Source organism: Haloferula sp. BvORR071, assembly GCF_000739615.1.
In the GTDB taxonomy this organism is placed as follows: Bacteria; Verrucomicrobiota; Verrucomicrobiia; order Verrucomicrobiales; family Akkermansiaceae; genus Haloferula.
In genome coordinates this window covers 28,126-52,357 of the sequence record NZ_BATP01000035.1, presented here as the reverse complement: position 1 = coordinate 52,357, position 24,232 = coordinate 28,126, and the positions used below count along the sequence as shown (strand labels likewise).

17 protein-coding genes are annotated in these 24,232 nt (G+C 61.6%); 9 read left to right on the top strand and 8 right to left on the bottom strand.

Annotation, left to right across the window (positions count from 1 at the left end; all coding sequences use genetic code 11):
• Positions 1–235: 235 nt before the first annotated feature.
• The 6 genes from BV071_RS19620 to brxL all read left to right on the top strand — a co-directional run bounded on the left by BV071_RS19620 (position 236) and on the right by brxL (position 12,819).
• Positions 236–985, top strand: coding sequence for a hypothetical protein (locus BV071_RS19620; protein ID WP_265594647.1), 750 nt, complete (start codon positions 236–238; stop codon positions 983–985).
• Positions 982–1,533 (top strand): BREX protein BrxB domain-containing protein, encoded by a 552-nt coding sequence (locus BV071_RS19615; RefSeq protein ID WP_035610956.1) that lies wholly within the window; start codon positions 982–984, stop codon positions 1,531–1,533. The genes BV071_RS19620 and BV071_RS19615 overlap by 4 nt, the downstream gene beginning before the upstream one ends.
• A complete protein-coding gene (brxC, locus tag BV071_RS19610; protein WP_035610953.1) occupies positions 1,530–4,967 on the top strand; it encodes a BREX system P-loop protein BrxC in 3,438 nt (1,145 codons plus the stop codon). Before BV071_RS19615 ends, brxC begins: the two co-directional genes overlap by 4 nt.
• 54 nt (positions 4,968–5,021) lie before the next feature.
• The gene (locus BV071_RS19605; protein WP_035610952.1) at positions 5,022–8,366 is read left to right on the top strand and encodes an N-6 DNA methylase; all 3,345 of its coding nucleotides are present in this window, start codon (positions 5,022–5,024) and stop codon (positions 8,364–8,366) included.
• A gap of 73 nt (positions 8,367–8,439) precedes the next feature.
• Positions 8,440–10,764: a BREX-1 system phosphatase PglZ type B gene (gene pglZ, locus BV071_RS19600; protein WP_035610950.1), complete on the top strand. Its 2,325-nt coding sequence runs from the start codon at positions 8,440–8,442 to the stop codon at positions 10,762–10,764.
• Positions 10,765–10,767: 3 nt separating this feature from the next.
• Positions 10,768–12,819: a BREX system Lon protease-like protein BrxL gene (gene brxL, locus BV071_RS19595; protein ID WP_035610948.1), complete on the top strand. Its 2,052-nt coding sequence runs from the start codon at positions 10,768–10,770 to the stop codon at positions 12,817–12,819.
• Positions 12,820–13,317: 498 nt separating this feature from the next.
• Here the strand turns inward: brxL and BV071_RS19590 are convergent, their stop codons facing one another.
• The 4 genes from BV071_RS19590 to BV071_RS19575 all read right to left on the bottom strand — a co-directional run bounded on the left by BV071_RS19590 (position 13,318) and on the right by BV071_RS19575 (position 16,569).
• The gene (locus BV071_RS19590; RefSeq protein WP_035610946.1) at positions 13,318–13,674 is read right to left on the bottom strand and encodes a hypothetical protein; all 357 of its coding nucleotides are present in this window, start codon (positions 13,672–13,674) and stop codon (positions 13,318–13,320) included.
• Positions 13,675–14,168: 494 nt separating this feature from the next.
• Entirely contained in the window at positions 14,169–14,378 is a 210-nt protein-coding gene (locus BV071_RS19585; RefSeq protein ID WP_035610943.1) for a hypothetical protein, read from the bottom strand.
• A 7-nt stretch (positions 14,379–14,385) separates the two neighbouring features.
• Positions 14,386–15,297, bottom strand: coding sequence for a Ku protein (locus BV071_RS19580; RefSeq protein ID WP_035610940.1), 912 nt, complete (start codon positions 15,295–15,297; stop codon positions 14,386–14,388).
• Between the two features lie 363 nt (positions 15,298–15,660).
• Positions 15,661–16,569 (bottom strand): hypothetical protein, encoded by a 909-nt coding sequence (locus BV071_RS19575; RefSeq protein WP_265594646.1) that lies wholly within the window; start codon positions 16,567–16,569, stop codon positions 15,661–15,663.
• Between the two features lie 74 nt (positions 16,570–16,643).
• Here BV071_RS19575 and BV071_RS19570 point away from each other — a divergent pair, with 74 nt between their 5' ends.
• Together BV071_RS19570 and BV071_RS33300 are read left to right on the top strand one after the other, a co-directional pair.
• The gene (locus tag BV071_RS19570; RefSeq protein ID WP_035610935.1) at positions 16,644–17,324 is read left to right on the top strand and encodes a hypothetical protein; all 681 of its coding nucleotides are present in this window, start codon (positions 16,644–16,646) and stop codon (positions 17,322–17,324) included.
• Positions 17,325–17,331: 7 nt separating this feature from the next.
• Positions 17,332–18,000: an SOS response-associated peptidase family protein gene (locus BV071_RS33300; RefSeq protein WP_052573630.1), complete on the top strand. Its 669-nt coding sequence runs from the start codon at positions 17,332–17,334 to the stop codon at positions 17,998–18,000.
• Between the two features lie 73 nt (positions 18,001–18,073).
• Here the strand turns inward: BV071_RS33300 and BV071_RS19560 are convergent, their stop codons facing one another.
• From BV071_RS19560 to BV071_RS19550, 4 genes are all read right to left on the bottom strand, one after another.
• Positions 18,074–18,811 carry a hypothetical protein gene (locus tag BV071_RS19560; RefSeq protein WP_265594645.1) on the bottom strand — a complete coding sequence of 246 codons (738 nt, stop codon included), beginning with the start codon at positions 18,809–18,811 and terminating at the stop codon, positions 18,074–18,076.
• Positions 18,812–18,837: 26 nt separating this feature from the next.
• Entirely contained in the window at positions 18,838–19,020 is a 183-nt protein-coding gene (locus BV071_RS35550) for a hypothetical protein (protein WP_265594644.1), read from the bottom strand.
• Positions 19,017–19,571, bottom strand: coding sequence for an AAA family ATPase (locus tag BV071_RS19555; protein ID WP_035610931.1), 555 nt, complete (start codon positions 19,569–19,571; stop codon positions 19,017–19,019). The genes BV071_RS35550 and BV071_RS19555 overlap by 4 nt, the downstream gene beginning before the upstream one ends.
• A gap of 62 nt (positions 19,572–19,633) precedes the next feature.
• Entirely contained in the window at positions 19,634–20,002 is a 369-nt protein-coding gene (locus BV071_RS19550) for a hypothetical protein (RefSeq protein ID WP_035610929.1), read from the bottom strand.
• Between the two features lie 108 nt (positions 20,003–20,110).
• Between BV071_RS19550 and BV071_RS19545 the strand changes: the two genes are divergently transcribed.
• Complete coding sequence (locus BV071_RS19545) at positions 20,111–23,248, top strand: error-prone DNA polymerase (protein ID WP_035610926.1); 3,138 nt, start codon at positions 20,111–20,113, stop codon at positions 23,246–23,248.
• Positions 23,249–24,232 lie beyond the last annotated feature (984 nt).

Below are 24,232 nucleotides of genomic sequence, written 5' to 3'. Positions count from 1 at the left end.
GAGTTGCCCCCGCCCCCCATGGCCGGCTGACCGACTGTGTCCCCCAGCAAGATCGGGCTTCCATGCCGGATGGCGAGCGACTGGAATGGCGGAGATAAGTTTTTTGCCCTGTCGATAGATCCGTCACCTTCGCAAAGCCTTTGGCCCCGCTGTCCGCCCCTGCTTCTCGATGTATTCCTTGAATCCCTCCCATCCTACATTCCCGCATGATTCACCCGCTGCGTTGGCCGGCTTGGTGAAGTTTGGGCTGAAATTCTCGGGCGGAGGCACGCACATCAGCCGCACCATCATGCTGGCGGAACTTGAGGCGGTGCTGGCGGCGGTTCCCGCAGGCTCGCCAGCCGGGGAGTATCGCGATGCGATCCTGCTGCGAAACGCCCTGAGAAAGGCCACCGACAGCACACGGCAAAAGTCGTTGCGCCACCTCCGGGAACTCTACGCGCTCGATGAAGAGGTCCCGATCTTCAAGCTTCTACGTGCTCTTCATGCCTTGGACGCGGCGAGCCTGCCGCTCCTCGCCATGCAGATCGCGTGGTCGCGAGATCATCTTCTCCGTTCTACTACACCTGCGGTCTTGGAGGTGCCCGAGGGGGATCGCGTGGAGACTAAGGCACTGTCGCTCGCAGCGCTTGATGCCTTTCCTAATCAATACTCCGATCTGAACACCGACAAGATTGGCCGCAATGCCGCATCCTCCTGGACCCAATCCGGGCATCTCGCCGGCCGCGCGAAAAAAGTACGCAGCCGCGTCAAACCGACGATCGTTGCTGTCACTCTGGCCCTGATTCTTGGCAGCGCCGCGGGGCACCACGGGGCCGCGGTGTTCTCCAGTCCCTGGTGCCGCCTGCTCGATCTGGACCCCGACGGTGCCAAATCCCTCGGATTCGAGGCCCATCGAGCGGGGCTGATCAATCTGCGCGCGGTCGGTGAGGTGGTTGAGCTGACCTTTCCGATGTTCGCTGAGTTCCAAATCCCACAATCATGAGCGCCATCGATCGTCTTCTTGCGAACTACACCCGGCAGGTCCGCCTGCCGTGGTCCCCCAATGCGGCAGGAAAACAGCGGGTCTGGTTTGCGGTCTATCCCCCTTCGGAGGAACGTCGGGTTCGCGCGCGCATGCCTCAGTTTGAGGAAGTGACCCTCGGGGCAGGTCACGACTGGATCCCCGTAGATCTCACGGCCCTCCTCCCCGAGTTCCTGTCCACCCACAAGTACCGGGAGGAGATTTTCAAGAAGCCTCAGCATCTCAAGGCCGGCACCCAACTGGAAGTCCGTGCCGCCACCATGGTGGACGCCGCCTGCGCCCATTCCGATGCAAACAGCGTCGTGGTGATCACCGGCCTCGCGTCGCTCTTCGACTTCATGCGCGTCTCCAGCTTGATCGACCGCGTCGAAGACAGCGTGCGCGGGCGCTTGCTCGTCATGTTTCCCGGAGAGTTCCAAGGCACCCTTTATCGGTTCATGGATGCCCGTGACGGCTTCAACTACATGGCCACGCCGATCACTTCCACCGAAAGCTTCCTCACCTCATGACCAACCGCGAACTCTACTTCCGCGATCCCACCACCCTGGAGTTGCTCAACAATGGCGTCTCGAAAGTTTCCGAGATTGGTCACGACGAACGCCAGATCCAGACCCTCCGCTTCGAGTTGGAAACCTTCGTCTGCGATGGCGAATATGCCCGTGGCCTTGAACGAATCCTCAGGGCCTACCTCGCAGGCTTGGGTCAGCCCGAACAAAAGGCAGTTTGGGTCAGCGGCTTCTTCGGCAGTGGCAAGTCCCACCTAGTCAAAGTACTCCGCTACCTTTGGGAGGATTATCACTTCGCCGACGGTGCCACCGCTCGCTCCTTGGTGAAGCTGCCATCAGAGATTTCCGATCTACTGAAAGAACTGAGCAGTCGAAGCAAGCCGCTTGGCGGACTACGCGCGGCGGCGGGAACGCTCGGCGCGGGCTCGATGGACAATGTCCGCTTAGCTTTCGTCCAACTCGTCTTGCGCTCCGCCGGTCTCCCGGAAGATCTCGCCCACGCGAAGTTCATCCTCTGGCTCCGTTCCTCGGGCTTGGAAGCAGCCATCACAGCGGCATTGAAAGCGAGCGATTGCAGCCTCATGGAGGAGGTGGAGAGTATGAACTACTCGGTGCCCCTAGCAGAGGCACTACTCGCTGCCGATCCCAAATACGGGTCCCTGCCCAACGTCCAAGAGGTAATCCGCACCGGTTTTCCTGAGATCACGTCTCCCACGATCAAGCAGACGCTAGAGCTCCTTAAGCAGGTGTATGGTGATGGCAACAAGCTCCCCTGCACCCTGCTGGTAGTAGACGAAGTTCAGCAGTTCATCGGTGAAAAAATCCCGCGGGCAAATGACGTGCAGGAAATCGCCGAGCATTGCAGCACGGACCTCGGCAGTCGGCTGCTAATTGTCGGCACAGGGCAGTCAGCGCTTAATACCACTCCCAGCTTGCAGCGCCTTCAGGCTCGCTTCTTCGTGCGCGTCCAGCTCTCCGATACAGACGTCGAGAGCGTGATCCGCAAGACGGTTCTCCGCAAGAAGCCGGAGCAGGAAGCGGCGATCACAAAATGCATGGAGGCCAACCAAGGCGAACTCGCCCGCCATCTTCAGGATACTCGGCTCGCGGCAAATCATGACGATGAAAAATACTTCGTCGCCGACTACCCGCTGCTCCCCACCCGCCGGCGGTTCTGGGAGAAAGTTCTGCGCAATACCGACCACTCCGGCACCAAGGCCCAGTTGCGCTCCCAGATGCAGGTCGTCTTCGAGGCGACCCGACAAACAGCCGCCGCGGCCGTTGGCTCCGTAGTGCCGGCCGATTTCATCTACGACCAGATCTCCACAGACCTTCTCAACTCCGGTGAACTGGAGCGAGAGTACGACGAAATCATCCGCAAGCAGCGCGACGGCACTCCGGACGGCGACCTCCGCTCCAGCATCTGCGCCTTGATTTTCCTGATCGGCAAACTGCCGCGCACCCCCGGTGCCGACGATGGCGTCCGCGCCAACGCCGAGACGCTGTTGGACCTTTTGGTGAGCGATCTTAAGAGCGATCGCCCGAAGCTGGAGCAGAAGGTGCCGGTGATACTGGAGGAACTCGTCAAAACCGGACAGCTCATGCCCGTCGAAAAGGAATTTCGCCTCCAGACCAAGGAGGGCTCGCGCTGGACGCAAGACTTCAACCGCCGACGTTCCTCCGCCCTCAATGACGAGGAGCGCATCAACTCCAAGCGGGCCGAACTTCTCCGCACGGGCGCCAAGCAGGCCCTCAAGCCGGTGACTCTGAAACAGGGCACCTCCAACCAGGCACGCAAGTTGGCGTTCGAGCTGTCTTCCAGCCGCCCGGCGTCCACAAGTGATGAAGTCTCTCTATGGCTACGCGATGGTTGGAGCGACGACGAAAAATCTGTCTTGAACGATGCCCGCGCCGCTGGCGTCGAGAGCCCTGTCCTCTTCGGCTACCTGCCGCGCCTGCATCATGAGGAATTGCGCCAAGCCATCGCTTCTCAGATTGCCGCGCAGGAAACCTTGGATGCCCACGGAACTGCAACTACCCCGGAGGCCATCGAGGCGCGCAAAGCGGTTGAGACTCATCTGGAGGTCGCGACTCACCGCATCCAAGATCTGCTGGGCCTTATCATAGGCGGATCCAAGGTTTTCCTCGGCGGCGGTCAGGAGGCCAATGGCATCGAGTTGGCGGACAAGGTGCAGGACTCGGGGGACAACGCCGTGGAGCGGCTCTTCCCGCAATTCTCCGAAGCAGATCACGGCAACTGGGGCCTCGTGGTCAGCAAGGCCCGTGGCGGCGATGTCGGCGCGCTTGCCCAGGTAGGATATCAGGGCGATGTCACCAAGCATCCCGTGTGCCGCCGTGTTCTCGACTTCATCGGTGCCGGGAAGAAGGGCAAGGACCTCCGCGAGTTCTTCAAGTCCGCACCCTACGGCTGGGCACAGGATGCCATCGACGGCGCGCTCTATCTCATGCTAGTCGCAGGCAATCTCCGCGCAACCTTGAACGGCAATCCCGTCCATGCACAATCGCTGGTGCAGAGCCAAGTGGGGATCGCCACCTACTACGTGGACGTGCCGCCGCTCAATGTGCAGCAGCGCCTCGACCTTAAGGCGCTGTTTCAAAAGCTCTCCGTCACCACCCAGAATGGCAAGGAGCCCGAGGCCGCCGCCCAGTTTCTCCAGAAGCTGCTCGCCATGGCGGAGTCTGCCGGTGGCGAGGCTCCACGTCCTGAGGCACCAGACACAAAGCATGTCCGCGATATCCAGTTGCTCAGCGGCAACGCGCAACTCCTCAAGCTTCACGAGCAAAAGGACGCTCTCGCCGCCCAACTCGCGGCTTGGAAAAAGAGCGCCGATGCCATCGCTCAGCGCTGGCCTGAGTGGCAAAGGTTGGCGGAGTTCCAAGGCTTCGCGAGCAGCCTGCCGGAGGGAGAGGCCTGCGCCACATCCATCGCCGCCATCATCCGGGACCGAAACCTGCTGGCGGACCCCGATCCCTTGCCGGAGCTGATCAAGCAGCTCTCCACCGCCTTGCGCAGTGCCCTCGGGAAACTACAGGACGACCTCACCGCGGCGTTTGCCGCAGGACAGGATAAACTCGCCACCTCGGATCTGTGGAGCCGCCTGACCGACGAACAACGCGCCACGCTCACCGCATCCTGCCAACTCACGCCCCCCGCGAAGGTCGCCATCGGCTCAGACGAGGAAATCCTCGCTGCCCTCCATACGCGCACCCTGGTCGACCGCCACAACCTGCTGGACGCCGTGCCGCAGCGTTTCTCCCGCGCCTTGGAGGAAGCCCGTGCTTCGTTGGAGCCAGAGGCCGTCCGTGTGGTTCTCCCTAGCAGAACCATCCATACGACTGCCCAGCTCGACCAATGGTTCGCCGACGCCCGAGTGCTGGCGGAGAATCAACTCAAGGCCGGCCCCATCACCCTTTGAGCGCCGCGAGCCCCGTTCATCAATCGATCCTAGTCTACAATCGCCTTCCTCCCCATGTCCGCTCTCACCACTCCCCACCGCAAGCTGTTGGAATCGGCAGTTAAGCAGGCCCACAAGATCGCCACCGGAGGGGCGCAGAAGTCCCTCGAAGCCCTCGCCGTGCATGAGCCGGACCCCTACCCCCACATGGACGAGGTCCAGCGCGCGCTCCGCCGCAAGCTCCGCGCCCAGGCCAAGCAGCTCGGCGATGGTGAGAGCCACGTGAAACGCGGCTCATACGAGATCACCCACCTCGTCGAGAAACTCGCTTACGACCAATGGCACCGCATCCTCTTCGCCCGCTACCTGCTGGAAAACGACCTCCTCATCTCTCCGGACCACGGTGTGGCCGTCTCGCTGGACGATTGTGAGGAACTCGCGCCGTCCGTGGGCCTGAAGGACGCTTGGGCCGTCGCCGCCCGCTTCGCCGCAGTCGAGCTGCCGGAAATCTTCCGTGCCGATGATCCGGCGGGAGCGGTGGAGCTTCCCGTGGAGGATCGCAAGCCGCTCATCGCCCTTGTCACCGGGCTGCCAGTGGAAGTCTTCACCGCCGGTGACAGCCTGGGCTGGTGCTATCAATTCTGGCAGGCGGACAAGAAGGAAGAGGTCAATAAGTCCGGCAACAAGATCGGTGCCGATGAGATCTCACCGGTCACCCAGCTCTTCACCGAGGATTACATGGTGGACTTCCTCTTGGACAACACGCTCGGTGCGTGGTGGGCGGAAAAACAATTGGCTCTCAGTCCTCAACTCTCGGATCTCAGCTCGGAGGACGAACTTCGCCAGTCTGTTACTCTGCCGGGCTGCCCGTGGAAATATCTGCGCTTCATCCAAGGCACGGACGGCAAGTGGACTCCCGCCGCTGGCTCGTTCGACGGTTGGCCCAAATCCGCGGCCGCCCTCAGGGCGCTCGACCCGTGCATGGGCAGCGGGCATTTCGTGGTAGCGATGTTCGAACGGCTGGTAGCCTTGCGCCTAGCCGAGGAAAAAATGGACGAGGCGGCGGCGGTGGCGGCGGTCATCCGCGAAAACCTGTTCGGCTTGGAGATTGACCCGCGCTGCACGCAGATTGTCGCGTTCAACCTGGCGCTGGTCGCATGGAGGCGCGTGGGCCACTGCAAACTGCCGGCGATGAACCTGGCTTGCTCCGGCCTCGCGCCGAACACCCGAGAAGCCGACTGGCTGGCGATTGCCGGCGACAACCCCAAGCTCCAGCGCGGCATGGAGCGGCTTTATCGACTGTTCCAAAAGGCGGCGGTGTTGGGCAGTCTCATCAACCCGAGCGCCGGCGAGGGCGATTTGCTGGTGGCCGCGTTCCATGAACTACTGCCGCTGCTGGAAAAGGCGCTGGAGCAGGAGGCCAAGGACGGCACAGAGCACGAAATGGCCGTGACCGCGCGCGGCTTGGCCAAGGCAGCGGAAATTCTCGCCAGCCAGTTTACGCTCGTCGCCACCAACGTGCCTTACCTCGGACGGGGAAAACAGGATGAAGTTCTCCAAGATTACTGCGAACGCGTTTACCCGCAGTCCAAAGCGGACCTCGCTACAGCCTTCGTAGAGCGTTGCCTGGAGTTCTGTGGAACTCAAGGATCGCATGGCACTACCGCCTTAGTAACGCCGCAGAATTGGATATCGCTCGGCTCGTTTCGGAAGCTTCGAACAAGCTTACTCAATGATCGTTGTTTTAAGATCGTCGCCCAGCTCGGCCCTGCGGCGTTCCAGGATATGAATTGGTGGGGCGCAAACACTCTTTTAATTGTGCTTAATTCCGAGACAAGTTTGGCAGATTCGTCAATCGGCGGCATTGATGTTTCCGCGCCTCGGGACCCCTCGCAAAAAGCTTCTTTGCTACGTAGCGCCTCTGTTTCCGTGCTAAGCCAGCGTAGTCAACTACACAACCCTGATAATCGAGTGATTATTAGCGAGCTTGGGTCGCATGACCTATTGGGAAAAGCAGCAGTATTTGGGAAAGGAAGCGTGACTGGCGATGGCCCTCACTACCTTCGGAACTTCTGGGAATTTGATAGGATTGTTGAAGGTTGCCGATATTGGCTAAACAGTCCTGATGAGAAACAGCCATGGGGCGGACGAGAGCAGGTAGTGCTTTGGCGGTTAGATGGCTTTGATCCACGAACCGAGATTGGATTCGCAGAACGTGGCCAACGGGTGTTAGGTCAAAAGGGAGTAGCCATCGCCAAGATGAATCATCTTCACTGCACGCGCTACGAAGGAGAACTCTTCGACGACAACCTCGCGGTTCTAATTCCGAACGACGCAAGCAACCTATCGGCACTTTGGACGTTTTGCACTTCGCCAGATTTCAAGACAACCCTCCGACTTTTAGAGCCAAAAATGGCGGTTACGGCCGGAACATTTGTGAAAGTTCCATTCGACGCCGCGCACTGGCAGAAGGCGGCGGCGGATAAGTATCCGCACGGATTGCCGAACCCCTTTTCCAGCGACCCGACGCAATGGCTGTTCAACGGCCACCCGGCCGGGGCTGACCAGCCGTTGCACGTGTCCGTGGCGCGCTTGCTTGGGTACCAGTGGCCGCGCCAGACCGGTTCAAGTTTTCCCGATTGCCCGGCGCTCGGCCCGGATGGTTTGGAAGCAGTGGCGGATGACGATGGCATCGTCTGCCTCTCCGCCACCAAGGGCGAAGCGCCTGCTGCCGAACGCCTGCGCGCACTGCTCGTCCAGACCCTCGGCAAGCTCGACCTGCCTGCCCTTCTCGCCAGCTCCGGTCCCAAGGGCAGCAAATCCGAATCTCTCGAAGACTGGCTGCGCGACGAGTTCTTCGAGCAGCATTGCGCACTCTTCCACAATCGCCCCTTCATCTGGCACGTCTGGGACGGGCACAAGAGCGGCTTCAGCGCGCTGTTGAACTACCACAAGCTCACCCACGCCAAACTGGAAAACCTAACATACGCTTACCTCGGCGATTGGATCCGCCGCCAGCAAGCCGCGGTGGATGCCGGCGAGTCCGGCAGCGACTCCCGGCTTCAAGCCGCCAAGCTCCTGCAAGTCCGCCTCAAGCTCATCCTCGAAGGCGAGCCACCCTACGACCTCTTCGTCCGCTGGAAGCCGCTCTCGAAGCAATCCATCGGCTGGCACCCCGACCTTAACGACGGCGTTCGCATCAACATCCGCCCCTTCATGGCCACCGATATCCCCGGCGGCAAAAGCGGAGCCGGCCTCCTCCGCGCCAAGCCCAACATTAAGTGGGATAAGGATCGTGGCAAAGAACCTCACCGAGAGAAAGCCGAGTTCCCCTGGTTCTGGAAAGGCAACTCCTTCGTGGCGGATCGAGTCAATGACGTGAATCTGAAGAGGTCACAGAAAGAGAAGGCGGACCCATGAATAGAAAAACTGCATCAGGTCGCGACGCACGCGCGGCAACGGCTGCAAATATCCAAGAAGGAGATGATCGAGGATGAGTGAGAGTCTTTCGGACAAACTGGTATCTACGCTGAGAATCGCTGCCCAGGCCTATGCGCCGGGCGATCAAGTCGCCCCATGTGCCGTGCTCTGGGCGGATCCTGAACGATTGTGGGAGGGCGTGGTGCCACTGTTGCAGGAGCTGGCACCCGAGTTGTTCGTGCTGGGAGAATACGCTGCCGAAAAGCGCAGCGGACCAGCGCTATGGCTGCGATGCATCGAAGCGCGATGCGTGGACGGCGCGCCACCCTCCGGTACGACCCCGATTTTTTACCTGCCCGGCATTAGCCGTGAGAAACTGCGCGCGGCAGAGCATTGCCCGCAAGAACTCGCTGTGCTGGTTGAACTCCAGCATCGCGGAGTGGTGTGGCTGCACACGAATGGCAAGGAATGGACGCCATACGGTTTCCTCGTTTCCAAGCATGGTGGACTGAATCTTGATGTCGCCAAAGACCAGGCGACGCTTGACGCGCTTACCGGTGCCCTGCCCATTCTGCTGGGCACCCCGGTTTTCGAACTGCTCGGCCGGCGGCTGGACGGGGATTTTTTCAACGGCATGGTGGCACCTGACGCCACTGGCCTACTGCTTCGCTGGTTGAGTGACCCGGACGCATTTTTGAAGTGCCACTCGGACGCAGAATGGAAGGCCTTCTGCGAGCAGTGCAAAACCGATTTCCGCTTCGACCCGGTGAAGGAAGGGCCGCTCAAGGCAGCACAGCTCCTGTCCGGGCGCGACAACTCATGGGGCAAAGTATGGCAGCGCTTCGCCGAAACGCCCGTGAGCTATAAGGGAATCGTGCACTGGCTGAAACGGGCCGCCCCCAAGGAGGCATCGATCTTCGACACCGCGGAAGTCTGGCCTGACATCAACGAGCGAGAAGAGCGGGCACTGCAGCAGGCGCTCACCAAGCTGGCGGACCGGCCGCAGCACGAAGCGATCACGGGAATCGCCGAACTCGAAAAACAACATGCGCCGCGCCGCCGCTACCCGTGGCAGCAGCTCGGCTTGAGTCCGCTGGCGACCGCGCTTGAACCGCTCGCGCACGTGGCTCATGCGTGCCAAACCGTCCCAGGTGCGCCTACACCGGAGGCCTACGCCGAGAACTACGCCAGTTCAGGCTGGCAGGTGGACGCCGCGGCACTCGCCGCCATGGGTGCCTGTGGGACACAAGAGCAGCACGGCGCGCTTCTGGGGACTTTGCGGTCGGTTTATCTCCCTTGGCTGGAAGCCACCGCCCGCCAACTCCAGCAGCTAATCCGGGCCCGCGGCCTCGCCGTCGCAAAGCGTGCGAAACCGTTAGAACCAGCGCCGGGACGCTTGGTGCTGTTTGCCGACGGACTACGCATGGATGTCGCTCGGCAACTGGCGGAGCAACTGGCAGGGGCCGGCATAGAGTCCACGCAAGACTGGGAGTGGTCCACGGTTCCATCCGTGACCGCTACCGCAAAAGCGGCAGCATCGCCGATTGCGCGAAAGGTGCAGGGTGGTGAGGCGGGCGACGCATTCACCACGCGACTCATCAACACCGGCCAGACCCTGACGCAGGATCGCTTCATCGCCGCATTGAAGGAAAGTGGCTGGCAATTTCTCAGATCCGACCAAACCGGAGATCCTTCGGGATCGGCGTGGACAGAAGCAGGAGCTTTGGATAAACGCGGCCACAACGAGGGCTGGAAGCTCGCCCGCAGCGTGGAGACGGAAGTGCGCGATCTCGCCAGCCGAATTTCCGCACTGCTAACAGCGGGTTGGAAGGAGATGTTCGTGGTCACGGATCACGGATGGCTCCTGCTGCCGGGAGGCCTGCCCAAGGTAGAGCTAAAGGCCGGCCTCGCGGATCACCGCTGGGGACGCTGCGCCGCGATGAAGGCGGAATCGCAGACCGACGTACCGACGCTGAAGTGGCACTGGAACGAAGAAGTCGTCATCGCGAGCCCGCCAGGTGTGGGGTGCTTCCGTGCGTCCATGGAATACACCCACGGCGGCATTTCCCTCCAGGAGATGGTCACGCCCGTTCTGCACATTTCACGGGGCGGGCCTTCAGGCGGTTTGGTCCGATTGGTCGAAGGCAAGTGGACCGGTGCCAAGTGCCGGGTTTCCGTGAGCGGCGATGCCGACGGTTTCTCGGTTGATGTTCGGAACCATCAGGCCGACAGCGAAACCTCCCTGCTCGCCAACAAGCAGGCCGTGAAGATCACCGCCGGGGACAAGGTGACCGTCTTTCTTGATGACGACGGCAGCATGGGCAAGCAGGCGGAGATCGTCTTGTTGGACCCCGCGGGAACGGTGATTGATTCGTTGCAAACCACCCTTGGAGAATAATTTATGAGCGAGCCACTGGATCCCATCGATCAAATCGCAACCAGAGCTTTTGAAGGCTACGTGGTCCGGAAGGACTTGGTGCGGAAATTCAAAGGCCAGTACCCCGTCCCAACCTACGTCGCCGAGTTCCTGCTTGGGCGCTACTGCTCGTCCGTGGATGAGGAGGAAATCGCGGAGGGGCTGAAGATCGTGGAGCGGCAACTGGGCGAGAAGACCATCCGCGCCGGTGAGCATGAATTGTTCAAGGCCCGCGCCAAGGAGAAGGGCCACGTGAAGTTGATCGACATCATCACCGCCCGGTTGGATTCCAACACTGATTCGTTCCTGGCCACCCTGCCGAGCGTGCAGCTGAAGGATGTGAGGATCAGCGAGGAAATGGTCCATGCCAACGAGCGGATGCTCACCGGCGGATTCTACGCCGAGGTGGAACTCGCCTATGATCCGACCATCGCACAGGAGAAAAACGGCCGCCCGTTCGGGATCGAGAACATGCGTGAGATCCAGCTCTCCAAGCGCGAGGTGCTGCCGACGCTCTACGCTGGCCGGGAAGCGTTCTCCACGGAAGAGTGGAAGGATTTCCTGATCCGGAGCATCGGCATGGAGCCGGAGAAGCTCACTCCACGCGGCAGGGACATGATCCTCCTGCGCATGGTGCCGTTTGTGGAGCGAAACTACAACGTGGTGGAGCTAGGGCCGCGGGGCACCGGCAAGAGCCACCTCTTCCAACAGATCTCCCCATACGCGCACCTCGTTTCGGGCGGCAAGTCATCGGTCGCGCGCATGTTCGTGAACAACAGCAGCGGGCAACGAGGATTGGTTTGCCAGTATGACGTGGTGTGCTTCGACGAGATTTCCGGAGTGTCCTTCGACCAAAAGGACGGCGTGAACATCATGAAGGGCTACATGGAGTCCGGCGAGTTCAGCCGCGGCAAGGAGAGCATCCGGGCCGATGGCGGCATGGTCATGGTCGGCAACTTCGACGTGGACGTGCAGCACCAGCAGCGGATCGGGCACCTCTTCGGTCCGCTGCCGGCGGAGATGCGGGACGACACCGCGTTCATGGATCGCATCCACGCCTACCTGCCGGGCTGGGATGTGCCCAAGGTGAGCCGGGAAGTCCTCACCGATCACTTCGGCCTTGTCAGCGACTACCTCTCGGAATGCTGGAACCAACTGAGACGCCAAAGCCGCCAAAGCGTGATGCAAGGCCGGGCGCATCTCGGGGGGGCGCTGAGCGGCCGCGATACGACGGGCGTGATGAAGACTGTGAGCGGCCTCATCAAATTGGTCTCACCAAACCCCGAGGTCCCTGTTTCCGACGAGGTCTTAGAATGGGCGCTGCGCATCAGCTTGGAGTGCCGGCGACGGGTCAAGGAGCAGCAGAAGCGAATCGGCTCCGCGGAGTTTCGTAATACTCAATTCAGCTACACCCTCGGTGACGAAGGCGTGGAAAAGTTCGTGTCTACGCCCGAGCTTTATAGCGAAGACAGCATCGGCAGCGATCCCCTTCCCCCCGGCCAGGTTTGGGTGATGTCGCCAGGTGGCGGAGACGAGAACCCTGGCCTCTATCGCGTGGATATCACCGAAGGCCCCGGCAGCGGCGTGAAGATCCTTAATCAACCCGCCCCGCCGGCGTTCAAGGAAAGTGTCCGCTGCGCCGAGCAAAACCTCTACGTCCGCGCCAAGGAACTGGTTGGTGATCGTGATCCCCGCCAGCACGAATTTTCCGTGCAGCTCCGCGCCTTCGACAGTGCCAAGAGCGGTGCCGGCGTCGGGGTCGGCGTGCTGCTGGCCCTGTGCTCGTCACTTGTTCAGAAAAGCCTCAAGGGCGGCCTGATGATAACCGGAAGCCTGAACCTAGGAGGTTCGATCGAGACGATCTTTAATCCTGTTTCCGCCGTCGAGATCGCTGTGGAGAAAGGAGCGAGCAGCATCCTGATGCCGATCAGCAGCCGCCGTCAGTTGAACGATTTGCCCGATGAGATGGCGGCGAGAATCACAATCCTTTACTACTTTGACGCGCGGGATGCCTTGCTCAAGGCCTTAGCACAATAGCCGGGGATTTGGGCAACCATTCAGAGAGGGTTGGAGACCTTCCGTCTTCTCAAGCAAACTATTGGAGGATGCTTTCTTCCTTCAGTATCAGCTTACGACCGAATTCGCCCCCAGCAGCGTCACGCCCGCCTGAAGCTCCTGATATTGGGGTTTAAGCTTAAGCACAGGCAACGGGACGCTACCTTTCGCGGATCGCAAGCAGGGCTGGAGGCAATCACAGGAACACCTAAACGACGGGAAAATGAGTGATTCGGTGGATGCGTCGAAGCGGCCGACGGAGGAGTTATCGCGGGGGATGGGAGGAAGCTGCGGGAGGAGCAGAGGTGGGAGAAGTAGGACGGACGCGGCGGGTTGTCGGGATGGATTGGTACGGCGTTAAACCTCGGACGATGCATTGTTCCCCGGCTGCCTGAACGGATAGGGCCAAGAAGGGCGGGGACGAATAGAGACTGCTGCAGCCACCTCCCCCATCCCTCCCTGATACTCGAGTGGGTGCGACTAGAACAAGCCAGCCAACCGGTTGTCTTCGAACAGCTCGACGCGGGCGGGTTTCCAAGCGTCGACCGCCCTGCTTGCGGCAAGGATGGCTTCGCGCTTGTCGCCGTCCTGCAGGTGGGCCACGGCCAGCAGATGGTAGAAACCCGCGGCACACTCGCGGTCAGGCATCTCACCGGTGGCGAGCAAGGCGGCGATCTCCTGGCCTAGGTCCCAGCGGGCGAGTCCGGCGCAGCAACGAAGGCTGACCCGGAGCGCCCGTGGAGTCATGCGGGCGTCGGGCGGAAGCTCATCGATCACCGCCCATGCTTGGCGGAAGCGTCGGCGATCGGCGTGATGCTCGGCTTCGTCAAAGCTCATTCAGAAGAGGTGCTCACGTGTTTTACTAACCGGCTCACCGCCGGAAGATCAAGCGGCCGAGCACGGCACCGCAAACAAAGGTCAGCCCTAGTGCTAACGCCGGCCTACGTGCCACCACTCCCACGGCTGAGCGGCGGAATCCGGCAAGTGCGGCCCTTGAGACGCGGGACCACGAACCCTGCAGGTAGCTGGCAGTACCCACAGGGAGGGTAACTAGGCGTTTGGCGTTCGAGCGTTCTGCCGAATGCCGCTCACCTTCCCGCCGGACATCAGGAGCGAAATCCGAAAGGAGGTGCCGCGGCCGGGTTTCAAGAAAGGTGGTAGGGTTCATACCCTTTCCTCTTTCGCAGATGGCGTGCCGGGTGGAGCGAAGGTGGGTGCCCTCCCCGGTGAAAGTGAGGGCACCCTGGGCCGCCGGAGTTGGGAGGGATCAGGGCGGAGTGTCGCTCATGACACCGGGACAATGTTAGGAAGCGAGCAGCGGTTTATGCGCGTTATTCGGGATCTTCGAGTAGCTGCAATCTGCTACTCCAAGGAGGCTCAGCGGCGATACTTTCAGGCGGCTTGTGGGCCTCATGATCGGCGGCCTCGTGGTAGAGAACTTCGGCGAGGTCGCGGGAGTCGATCCATTGGCCGCAGCTGCGGCACTGGATGAAGTGGTGAAGATCTTCCTCTTCCGCGCGATGGTAGTCGTGGTTGTGCATGGCGGGCTCAGGCGGATCTTTTGGCGGCCTTCTTCGCGGCTTTCTTGGCGGCGGCGGGCTTTTTGGCGGTGGGCTTTGAGGTGGCCTTGGTGGCGGCAGCTTTGGCCTTGGCTCCGGTGCCGGTCTTGATGCTTTGCTCGAGGTAGGCGGCAAGGTCGATCATGTTGGTAGCTGGGGCGGTGTCGCGCTCGCGGTGGCCGCCCTTGACGATGGAGGTCGCACCGCTGGCGATCTTCTGATCGACGTAAGTCTGGAGGGCCTTCTGGTATTCATCGTGGTGCTCGGCGGGGTTCCACTTCTCGGTCATCTGGGCGACAAGATGCTTGGCGAGGTCGAGCTCCCGGGGATTGGGCTTGTAGTCGGGGTCGGAGGAGGCAGGGAGGTCGAGCTTGTCGGCGGAGCGAATCTCCTGGGGGAAGCGGAGCATTTCGAGGATGACTGCGTCGCCCCGGACGAACATGGCGGTGAGGTATTCCTTGGTGCGGACAACGACGCGGGCGATGCCAGCCATGCCGGTCTGGCGGAGGGTTTCGCGTAGGAGGGCGTAGGCCTTCTTGCCGCGCTTCTCGGGCTCGAGGTAGTAGGGTTTTTCGAAGAGGAGGGGCTCGACGTCGGCGAGCTTCACGAATTGCTCAATCTCGATGGTCTTGGTGAGCTGGGGAGTGATGCTTTCGAGCTCTTGGTCATCGAAGAGGATGAAGTGGCCTTCCTCGACCTCGTAGCCCTTTACGATACGCTCCGCGGGAACTTCCTCGTCTGTCTCGGAGTTGACCTTTTTGTACCGGATGCGGGCGTTGTTCTTACTGTCGACGAGGTTGAGGCTTACGCCCTCGGGTGATTCCTCCGCGCTAGTGAGGCCTACGGGGATATTGACGAGGCCGAAGGCGATCGCGCCTTTCCAGATGGAACGTGCTGCCATGGGTGGATACCATGCGGGCGGCGTGCCGGGGATGCGCTTTAGCGATTCGGCGGGGACTGGCGGTTGGGATTTTCGGATTAATTAAGAATCTCGCGGCCGTTCTTGCACGGGAGGGGTGGATTTTTGCATTCCGACCTACCCTCCATGATCGCGTCATGCCGCAGGACGTTTGATTCCGGTACCATCACAGTGCTCCTGCAGCACAATCACAGCCCGCCGCTTGCCCAAGGGCGAGCGGCGGGTTTCGTCCAATCCAGCGCTGCGGGCATCCGGAGTCCTTCTCGCGGAGCGGAGGAGACACGAACCCTCGACGAGAAGAAAGTTCTCACAGGCGAGCACCAATGCTCCACACGCCAACGCGCCCTAGATGGACTTCATCAGCTCCGCCAGCTCGGGTCTTGCGGCAAATGTCGCACGCTGATCACCCATTCCCTCCATCGCCTCCTTAAGAAGCCTGCGCGCCATCTCGGGCTGCCCCACACGAAGTGCGGCAAGAGCGGTCTCACCATAGAAGCCGAGGGCAAGCTGCCGTTCCTCCCGATCCCCCCGCTGCATCAATTGGGCTAGCCCCATCAGCATGTCGGTATACCCGCCCCGGTGGGCGGTCTCGAAGAAAAGCACCATCACCTCGGTGCGGTGAAAATCATTTGCCCGCAGCCGACCAAGCACCTCCAGGGCCTCATCGAAGTCCTGCTTCGCCAAAAGCTCCTTGGCGCGCTTCAAGGCCTTCTTTGCGAGCGCCGGCATCGGACCCGCATCAGGTTTCGGCGGCGGTGGCGGGATGACGGATGGATCCTTGGTCCGTTCGTGCTCCTCGAACTCTGGCAAAAGACCGGCAAGCTTCGGATCGGAGAGAAGGGCATCGCGCTGGGCGGGAGCGATCGCGAGGGATTCTTCCAGGTAGGCAATAGCCTCCTTGATTTTGCCGGCGGCAAAGGCCGTGCCGGCGAGAACCTGAAACCATGCCGCAGCGGCGGTCCTGGCATCGGGGTCCGGCATCAGCCGGAGGCGCTTCGCCAATGCATCCGCATGCGTGAGCGCGTTCGCCATGGTGGCAGCTCGTAGCATAAAAACCATCATCCGCGGGCTGTTCAGTACCCCCGAGCGACTCAGTCGCTCCGCGACTCGATAGGCTTGCTCTCCGTCCTCCACGTCGAGGAACGCTTCGCCCAAGCGAAGATCGTCCTCCCACGAAGTTTTTACTGATGGCTTGCCTTCGGGCTCAAATGGGTTCACGTGAACACCAATCAAGAACATCGCCTTCCATGTCAAGCCCGAGAATTATTCCCCCCGTCCCCGATGTCGCCGTTCTGGACGGAGCGTCCGATCGGGTGTCGATTCGGACCATGCAGCACCCGGACGCCCTTCAAATCGTCGGAGGAGTGGAGATCACCGAGGATTCCATCGGAATCCGCCCCGGGGAGACTTTCGCCGTGAGGGTTCACAACACGCTCCCGGTCCCCTGTCTCTGCAGCGTCAGGGCGATAGCGAAGTTGGGGTCCCGGCTCTGGGAGCTGACTTTTCAGATTGCCCCTGGCGAGGAGCGAACGGTCGACAAGGTCGAGGGCGCGGCGGACCTGAAATTCCCGTCGATCGCCTCCGGAGCTGGCTTGCAAGTTGACGTTCAGTTTGAGCCCGCGGAAAGCCAGGGAAACGGTGCTTCCGATCGCGAACTGATCTACGAATCGGCGAAGCTCTGGAACTTGTCCCCCGCGGTGGAGTCGGCATCGATTCCCGCCAAGGTGGATTTCGCCAAGTCCTTGGCTGAGCAGGTGATCTGGGAAGAGTATCTCGCCGACCTATGGCCCAATGAGCACGCGCAGGGCATTGCCTGGCACTTCCGCCGCGGCAGTAGCCCCGAGCTGGTCGCGGAGCAGATGGGCTGGATGGTCGACGACAGTGTGGAAGAGGCGAAAGAGTCGCTCGAATGGTTCCGGGCCAACGAGCTGGGGACCTTGCAAACGAAGGTGGAGCAAGCAGCCGCCCGCATGGAGGCCTACCTGACACTTGCACGCGAATTGACCTGAAACGGGCATGTGCACGGCCTACGAGATTGATGGCGCCAACTACGACGTGGACTTCCTCGTCGCCGACGCCTACGAGGCGATGATGTCGGAAAATCACGCCTACCAGATCATTCGCTATACCGACCTGGCCCCGGTGATGATGCCAAACGGCAAGTTGCGGCTGATGTCCTGGGCATTTCAGCACATCCCGTGGAAGCAGACTAAGCCGACGAAGACAGGGAACACGCGCGAGGATCAGCTGGGTATTGCCCTGTGGCGAGAAAGCTTCCGTGAACGTCGCTGCGTGGTCCCGATGACCGCCTTTTTCGAGTGGCACGAAAATCCCGATAAGTCGAAGACGCCCTACCGATTCTCCCGACCAGGAGGACAAGTCATCTGGGTCGCCGGCTTGTGGAGGGAGGAAGAAAAGCGCGGCGAGTGCTTCTCGGTGATTACGACTGATCCCACGCCGGAAATTGCCCCGGTTCACGATCGCCTGCTTAGGGTGCTTCGAGACGACGAGATGGAGCCGTATCTCGCCGGAGAATTGAAGAGCTTCACTCCGACCACCGTCCCACTCGAATGGCGTGAGACGCCAAACTTCCTGAAGGGGCAGAAGCGGGCAGCCAAACCCGCGGCAGTGAAGAATCCGAAGAAGCCCAAGCCATCACCGCCAGGGCAAGGCGAATTCTGGTGAGGGTAGCGACGAATTGGCCAGCCAGCCCGCAGCGGCTTTTTCCAAAAGGCCCAGGGGAGACAGAGATCTAGCGCTACCTTCGCAGCGCCTCCAATTCTTGTCGAAGCGGCAGCCAATACTCCTTGTCGCGAACGCGTTCTTCCTGCTCTTCAGCGAGGAAGGCAGAACCGAGAGCAGCATCGTCTTGGGCCGATGCGTGCATGAGCAACGGTCGCGTGGCGACTTCTTGGCGGCATACCTCTTCCCATCTTATGGCACACTCAATCAGAAGCGCTGAAGTCCGCAGTTGCTGTAGCCAGAATCGGACCTGCTGCTCGGCCGGTTCGGCTGAATTCTCGAAATAATGGGCTTCCACCAAGCGGCGGATGATCGGCCAGTCCTTGTCCCTCTGGGTCTTCGTGGATTGGACGAGATCCGGAACGCTGAGCAAGTTGAAGGTGGTGCCGTCCGGAGCCTCGATAGTCGTACGTCTCTCCCAGAGATCCGGGAATGGTCCTACACCGCGCATGGACGAAATGACGTCAACCCGCAGCCCCATAGCATCGGGGTGCTGGCAGCGGAAATGAATCGCATGCCCACGATGAAGATGAGCAACTTCGAAATCCGGGACGTCGACCACCTCGGCATGGAGTTCATTCAAGGCAGCCTTGAGCCGCCCGACGTTTTCATCGTTGGCAAGGATGGCTAGGTCGATGTCCCGGCTAAACTGCGCCCCTCCGTAGAACACGCAGGCCTGCCCACCCATCAGCAGGCACTGGACGCCATGCCTCCGCATCGAGGAAAGCGCCGTTGGTATTGGGTTTGCAATCATGCTAGGCAGGTAACGAAGCCGACATCTCACGGCTCCACCTCTACAACCTTGCCGTCCTTCCAAGTAAGCAACGGCAACCCCCAGCGCTTCTGCTCCTCCTCCAGCGCCTTGGCCATCGCCAGCGCCGCGAGCAAGCCACGCTGGCCCGGGGTGACGGCCAGGAGCAATGTCTCCTGTGAGGGAGACGGGCGTGGATCGACCGATTTCATGGGATCAAGCGGGCCTTGAGCAGGTTCAAGCTAGCGCCGGGCGACTCCAATAGCAATGTCGGCGGGCTGAGGGTGTTGTCCCACAGCACCCAGGCATCGGCGAGCGGCGCGTAGAGCTTCACGAAGTTGTCCTGGCTGCGCTGGTAGCGCCGGATCACATCGGCATCCGGCACGTGGTGACCGCCCTTCAGCACTCGCTGGGCGATCCGGCGTATCCCGAGTTCCGGGGCGGGGATCCAGAGATAGTGGATCTCCACCTGATAGCCGCAGGCCTTGGCGCGTTCGATCACCCCGAGCTGCAAGCGGCCGCTCAGCGTGCTCTCCAGGCCGAAGGAACGCCGGGCGGCGATGCATTCAGCGATCTCAGCCAGCAAGAGCTTGCCCGCCTTCCGCGCCACGGAAGTCGGATCGAAAGGGGAAAGGCCCCTTGCCATCTCATCCGCATTCAGGAAGCGCGGCGGCCCGGGAAGCGGCGTGAGATAGGACCGCGCGAAGGTGGTTTTCCCCGCGCCGTTGCTGCCGGCGAAGAGGTAGAGCACGGGTGGGGTCATGGGTCGGAGCTTGGCAGCTCTGGAGAGGATGCAAAGTGCGTCCTCGATCGAAGACTCCCGGCTTAGTACAGGCCGTTCAACATCGGCTCCTCCGGGAACATCTCCCTTTGCTCCGGACGGATCAAAAGAGCCTCCTGCAGCAACTGCTTCGCCACTTCGATCTGCCCGTGCTTTACCTGTTCAGCGGCGAGGGCCTGGTACCAGCACGCCGCTTGGTATCGGTCCGGGTCATCGCCGTTCCTGAGGTCCTGTGCGATCGCATGCGCGACCTCGCCATGCCCCGCCATGGCCGCGACTTTGATTCCGGCCCTCATGAACTCGCGCCGGTTGCTGTCCTCCTCCGAGAGATTCTCCAGCACCTCCCAAGCCTCTTGCCACATCCCGAGATCCGCAAATCCTTCTACCCGTTTCAGATCCTCTTCCCACGACATGCCGCGACCCTCTCTCTGCCCTTGAGGCTGAACAATCCCAATATGATTCCGGGTCCATCGATAGTGTTCACTTGAACATTTTAAAATTCTGAGGCAGGGTGATCCGCCGTGCACCCGAGCCGCCCTGAATTTTCAGAATTTCACGCTGTTTCCGCCTTCTCCTTCCTGCGCGGATCCAGCCAGCCGGAGACGATGATCCATCGCGCCGCCAGTCTGGGCTACCCGGCGATCGCCATTACCGATCACGGCGGCTTTTACGGCTCGGCCAGGGCCCACGCCGCCGCCCGTGAGTGCGGCATACGCGCCTTGGTCGGCACCACGCTCACACTGCCCGACGGCTCCCACCTCCCGGTCCTCTGCGCCACCTGCCGTGGCTACCAAATCCTCAGCCGCCACCTGACGGACTTTCACCTCCACGGGACCGCCGGTGATCTCGTCCGTACTGGAGACCTGATCGCCCTGACTGGCGATCGGGAAGGCCCCCTGCTGCGTCACCTGATCCGGGACGACCGGCCACAGGCCCTCGCCGCCGCGGAGGCGCTGGTGGCCACCTACGGCCCCAGCAACGTCTATGTGGAGATCCACCGGCACGGGCTCCGGGACGACGCCAAGCTCAATCGTGGCCTCATCGACCTTGCCACCCACCTTCGCCTTCCACTCCTCGCTAGCAATGCCCCGCACCACGCGACGCCACGTGACCGGCTCCTTGCCGATGCCTTCACCTGCCTCCGCCACCACACCTCCCTCGATGCCGCCGGCCTGCTGCTCGAACCCAACGGCGAGCGGCACCTCAAGCCGCCGGCCGCAATGGTGGATCTTTTCCGCGACCTCCCCGTCGCTATCGACAACGGCCGCCGCTTGCTTGATCGGATCGGCTTCGGCTTGGAAAACCTCGGCTACCGCTTCCCCGACTTTCCAGATCCCCGCGGCAATCCTCTCTCCCTCGCGGAGCAGCAGAACCAGCTCCGCCGCTTCACTTTTGAAGGTGCCACCCGCCGCTACGCCCCGCGGCTGGTCCCATCCAAGGTCAAAAGCCAGCTCGAACACGAACTCGCCCTAATCGGTCGCCTTGGCTTCGCCGGCTACTTCCTGATCGTCCGCGAGATCATCGAGTTCGCCCGCGGCCGTGGCATCCTCTGCCAAGGGCGCGGTTCAGCCGCAAATAGCGCCGTCTGCTTCTGCCTGGGCATCACCGCTTTCGATCCCGTTGCCAGTGGCCTGCTCTTCGAACGCTTTCTCAGCGAGAACCGCAATAGTTGGCCGGACATCGATATCGACTTCCCCTCCGGGGACCACCGCGAGGAGGTCATCCAGCACGTCTTCCGCAAGTATGGCGAACGCGGCGCCGCGATGACCGCCAACGTCATCACCTATCGTCCCAAGTCTGCCTTCCGCGAGATGAGCAAGGTCCTCGGCTTCCCTCCGTCCATCGCGGACCGCTTTAGCCAGTCGGGGGGCGAATTCCGTGGCGAAGGGGAAGCTGAGATTCGCAAGGAAAAGGGCGAGGTCTCCTTCGCCGAAAGCATCGAGAGACTCATCCCGCCTTCGCACCCGCGTCTCAAGCCGCTCGTTCACCTTTACCAGGCGGTCCTCGGCATGCCCCGTCACCTCGGCCAGCACTCCGGGGGGATGATCGTTTGTGACCGTGGCCTCGATCTCGTCGTCCCCTTGGAGCGCGCCACGATGCCAGGCCGGAATGTCGTCCAATGGGACAAGGACGATTGCGAGGACCTCGGAATCGTGAAGATCGATTTGCTTGGCCTCGGCATGCTCGCCGCGATGGAGGATGCCATCGCCATCTGCAGCCGCCGTGGCAAGGCAATCGACCTCGCCAAGATCCCGCACGACGACACCGCCGTCTACGACCTCATGTGCCGCGCCGATACCGTCGGCACCTTCCAGGTCGAGAGCCGGGCGCAGATGGCCACCCTCCCGATCCTCAAGCCGCGCTGCTTCTACGATGTCGCCGTGGAGGTCGCCATCATCCGGCCCGGTCCCATCGTCGGCGAGATGCGCCACCCCTATCTGAATCGCCGGCAAGGCCACGAGCCGGTCGATCACATCCACCCGCTCTGCAAGCCGATCCTCGAGCGCACCCTCGGCGTGATACTCTTCCAGGAACAAATCCTCCGCATTTCGATGGAGGTGGCCGGCTTCTCCGGTGCCGAGGCGGACGAGCTCCGCCGCGCGATGGGCTCGAAACGTTCGCAGGAGAAGATGGGCCGTGTGGTCGACAAGCTGCGCTCCGGCATGGCCGCACGTGGTGTCGATCAGACGGCTCAGGAAAAGATCATCCAAAGCATCGGCGCCTTCGCCCTCTACGGCTTCCCGGAGAGTCACGCCATTTCCTTTGCACTGATCGCCTACGCCTCCTGTTGGCTCAAAGTGCACCACGCCGCCGAGTTCTACACCGGGCTCCTCAACAACCAGCCGATGGGCTTCTACTCGGTCAATTCCCTCATCCAGGACGGCAAGCGCCGCGGCCTCCGCTTCCTCCCGGTCTCCGTCGCTCACAGCGACGAGTCGACCGCCGTAGTCACCGATCGCGAGATCCGCCTCGGCCTGCTCCGGATCAAAGGTCTCACCCGCTATACGGCCTCCCGCATCGCCGCCGAGCGCGCCCACCGCCCCTTCGCCTCCTTGCCAGACTTCCTGGAGCGCTGTCAGCCGAACCAGAAGGAACGGCGCCTCCTCGCCAAAGCCGGGGCCCTCAATGATCTCCCCTCCGTCACTCACCGTCGCGACGGCATGTGGCAAGTCGAGCTACCGCTCTACCGGGATCTCCTCCCTTCGACCTCCTCAGCGGACGTCCTGCCCGCCATGCTTCTCCCTGAGCGTCTCGCCGCCGACTACGCCACCCAAGGCGCGTCCGCCGGCCCGCACCCCATGCGCATCTGGCGCGAACGCCACCCCGAGCCGCGCCTTCCCCGCGCGATCGATCTCGTCAATCTTCCGCACGGCTTTCCCATCCAGATCGCCGGCATGGTCATTTGCCGCCAGCGCCCAGGCACCGCCAAGGGCCACTGCTTCATCAGCTTGGAGGACGAAACCGGCATCGCCAATCTCTTCGTTCCGAAGAAGACCTTCAACGCCCACCGCCTCGTCATCACGGCCGAATCCTTCCTCCTCGCCTCCGGCCGGATCCAGATCGGCGAAGGCGACCAAGCCACCGTTTATGTGACCTCCATCGAGCCATTGCCCCACCGAGAGACCTCGCATGCCACAGGAAGCCACGACTTCCATTGAACTTAGGTGCCTGCCGGGCATCGCTTGATCGTTTGGGACCTTCCCGGTCTTGGAAAATCTCGCCCTTCGGCTAACGATGACGCCGCTGGGTAGGGTCAGGCATGGCCTCAGGTCCGGATCCGCTTGGCGCTGGGCGGGGGGGAATGGTCTTTAAGCGTTCACACCGTAAGCGACTGGGCAAAGTCTGGCGGCATTCCGGTGATCCGAATTCGTCGCCTAATCCGCTTCGACCTAGCCGCAGTGATCGCGGCGATTGAGGGGGCCAAAGGAAGCGGTGGGGGACTTCCAGGGCGGGGATGGAGGGCGGCAGTAGGTCTCATCATAAAAACAAGAGCGCGACCGGTAAGCCCGACCGGCCGCACCCCATGCCTTGGGCATCCTAGAAATCCAATTCGTCGCGCAGGGGTTGGCGGCGGGCCTGATGTTCTGGGGGGAGAAGCATCAGGCCCGCCGCATCTCCAGGGGAGGAAGTAAGCGGCGACTGGCAGGAGCGCGTGATCCTTTGCAGCTGTTGAGCCAAAATTCCGCTTCGCGCAATTAGCCCGCCCCTAGGGGATTTTCACGGGTCAAGCATTTCGATGACTGCAAATAGTCAAGCAACCGTGGGCAATGCACTGTGGGCACCATTGCGGCGGAACCGAGATACAGTGGCTTCCCGGGCGACCGCCCTAAGCCCATCAAATGAAGGTCATCTCCAAGATGGCCGACCAAAAGCTGATGGTGAAGGGCGAGCTTCACGCAGGCATCCTGTCAAAGCGGGGGGAGGAATGAAAAGCTCGGGCACCGCAAAAAGTACGCTCGGCTGGGAAGCGTCGAACGCGATCCCGGACCTGTAAAGTCCCCCGACCTCGGATCCCCCCGGTCCACCAAGTTACGGAGCCGAAACCTCTTGAGACATCAAAGGGAAAGGTTGGCGGACGGAGATGCTGTTGGACTTCTCCCTGAGCGCGAGAGCACGGAAGACACCAGCACGCCATTCGCTGA

Excerpts from the sequence above, each read along its gene's own strand:
- brxC (WP_035610953.1), top strand. The coding sequence starts at position 1,530 with ATGACCAACCGCGAACTCTACTTCCGCGATCCCACCACCCTGGAGTTG.
- BV071_RS19550 (WP_035610929.1), bottom strand. The coding sequence starts at position 20,002 with ATGTCGTGGGAAGAGGATCTGAAACGGGTAGAAGGATTTGCGGATCTC.
- BV071_RS19580 (WP_035610940.1), bottom strand. The coding sequence starts at position 15,297 with ATGGCAGCACGTTCCATCTGGAAAGGCGCGATCGCCTTCGGCCTCGTC.
- BV071_RS19590 (WP_035610946.1), bottom strand. The coding sequence starts at position 13,674 with ATGAGCTTTGACGAAGCCGAGCATCACGCCGATCGCCGACGCTTCCGC.
- BV071_RS33300 (WP_052573630.1), top strand. The coding sequence starts at position 17,332 with ATGTGCACGGCCTACGAGATTGATGGCGCCAACTACGACGTGGACTTC.
- BV071_RS19560 (WP_265594645.1), bottom strand. The coding sequence starts at position 18,811 with ATGATTGCAAACCCAATACCAACGGCGCTTTCCTCGATGCGGAGGCAT.
- brxL (WP_035610948.1), top strand. The coding sequence starts at position 10,768 with ATGAGCGAGCCACTGGATCCCATCGATCAAATCGCAACCAGAGCTTTT.
- BV071_RS35550 (WP_265594644.1), bottom strand. The coding sequence starts at position 19,020 with ATGAAATCGGTCGATCCACGCCCGTCTCCCTCACAGGAGACATTGCTC.
- BV071_RS19585 (WP_035610943.1), bottom strand. The coding sequence starts at position 14,378 with ATGCACAACCACGACTACCATCGCGCGGAAGAGGAAGATCTTCACCAC.
- BV071_RS19570 (WP_035610935.1), top strand. The coding sequence starts at position 16,644 with ATGCAGCACCCGGACGCCCTTCAAATCGTCGGAGGAGTGGAGATCACC.
- BV071_RS19555 (WP_035610931.1), bottom strand. The coding sequence starts at position 19,571 with ATGACCCCACCCGTGCTCTACCTCTTCGCCGGCAGCAACGGCGCGGGG.
- BV071_RS19605 (WP_035610952.1), top strand. The coding sequence starts at position 5,022 with ATGTCCGCTCTCACCACTCCCCACCGCAAGCTGTTGGAATCGGCAGTT.
- pglZ (WP_035610950.1), top strand. The coding sequence starts at position 8,440 with ATGAGTGAGAGTCTTTCGGACAAACTGGTATCTACGCTGAGAATCGCT.
- BV071_RS19615 (WP_035610956.1), top strand. The coding sequence starts at position 982 with ATGAGCGCCATCGATCGTCTTCTTGCGAACTACACCCGGCAGGTCCGC.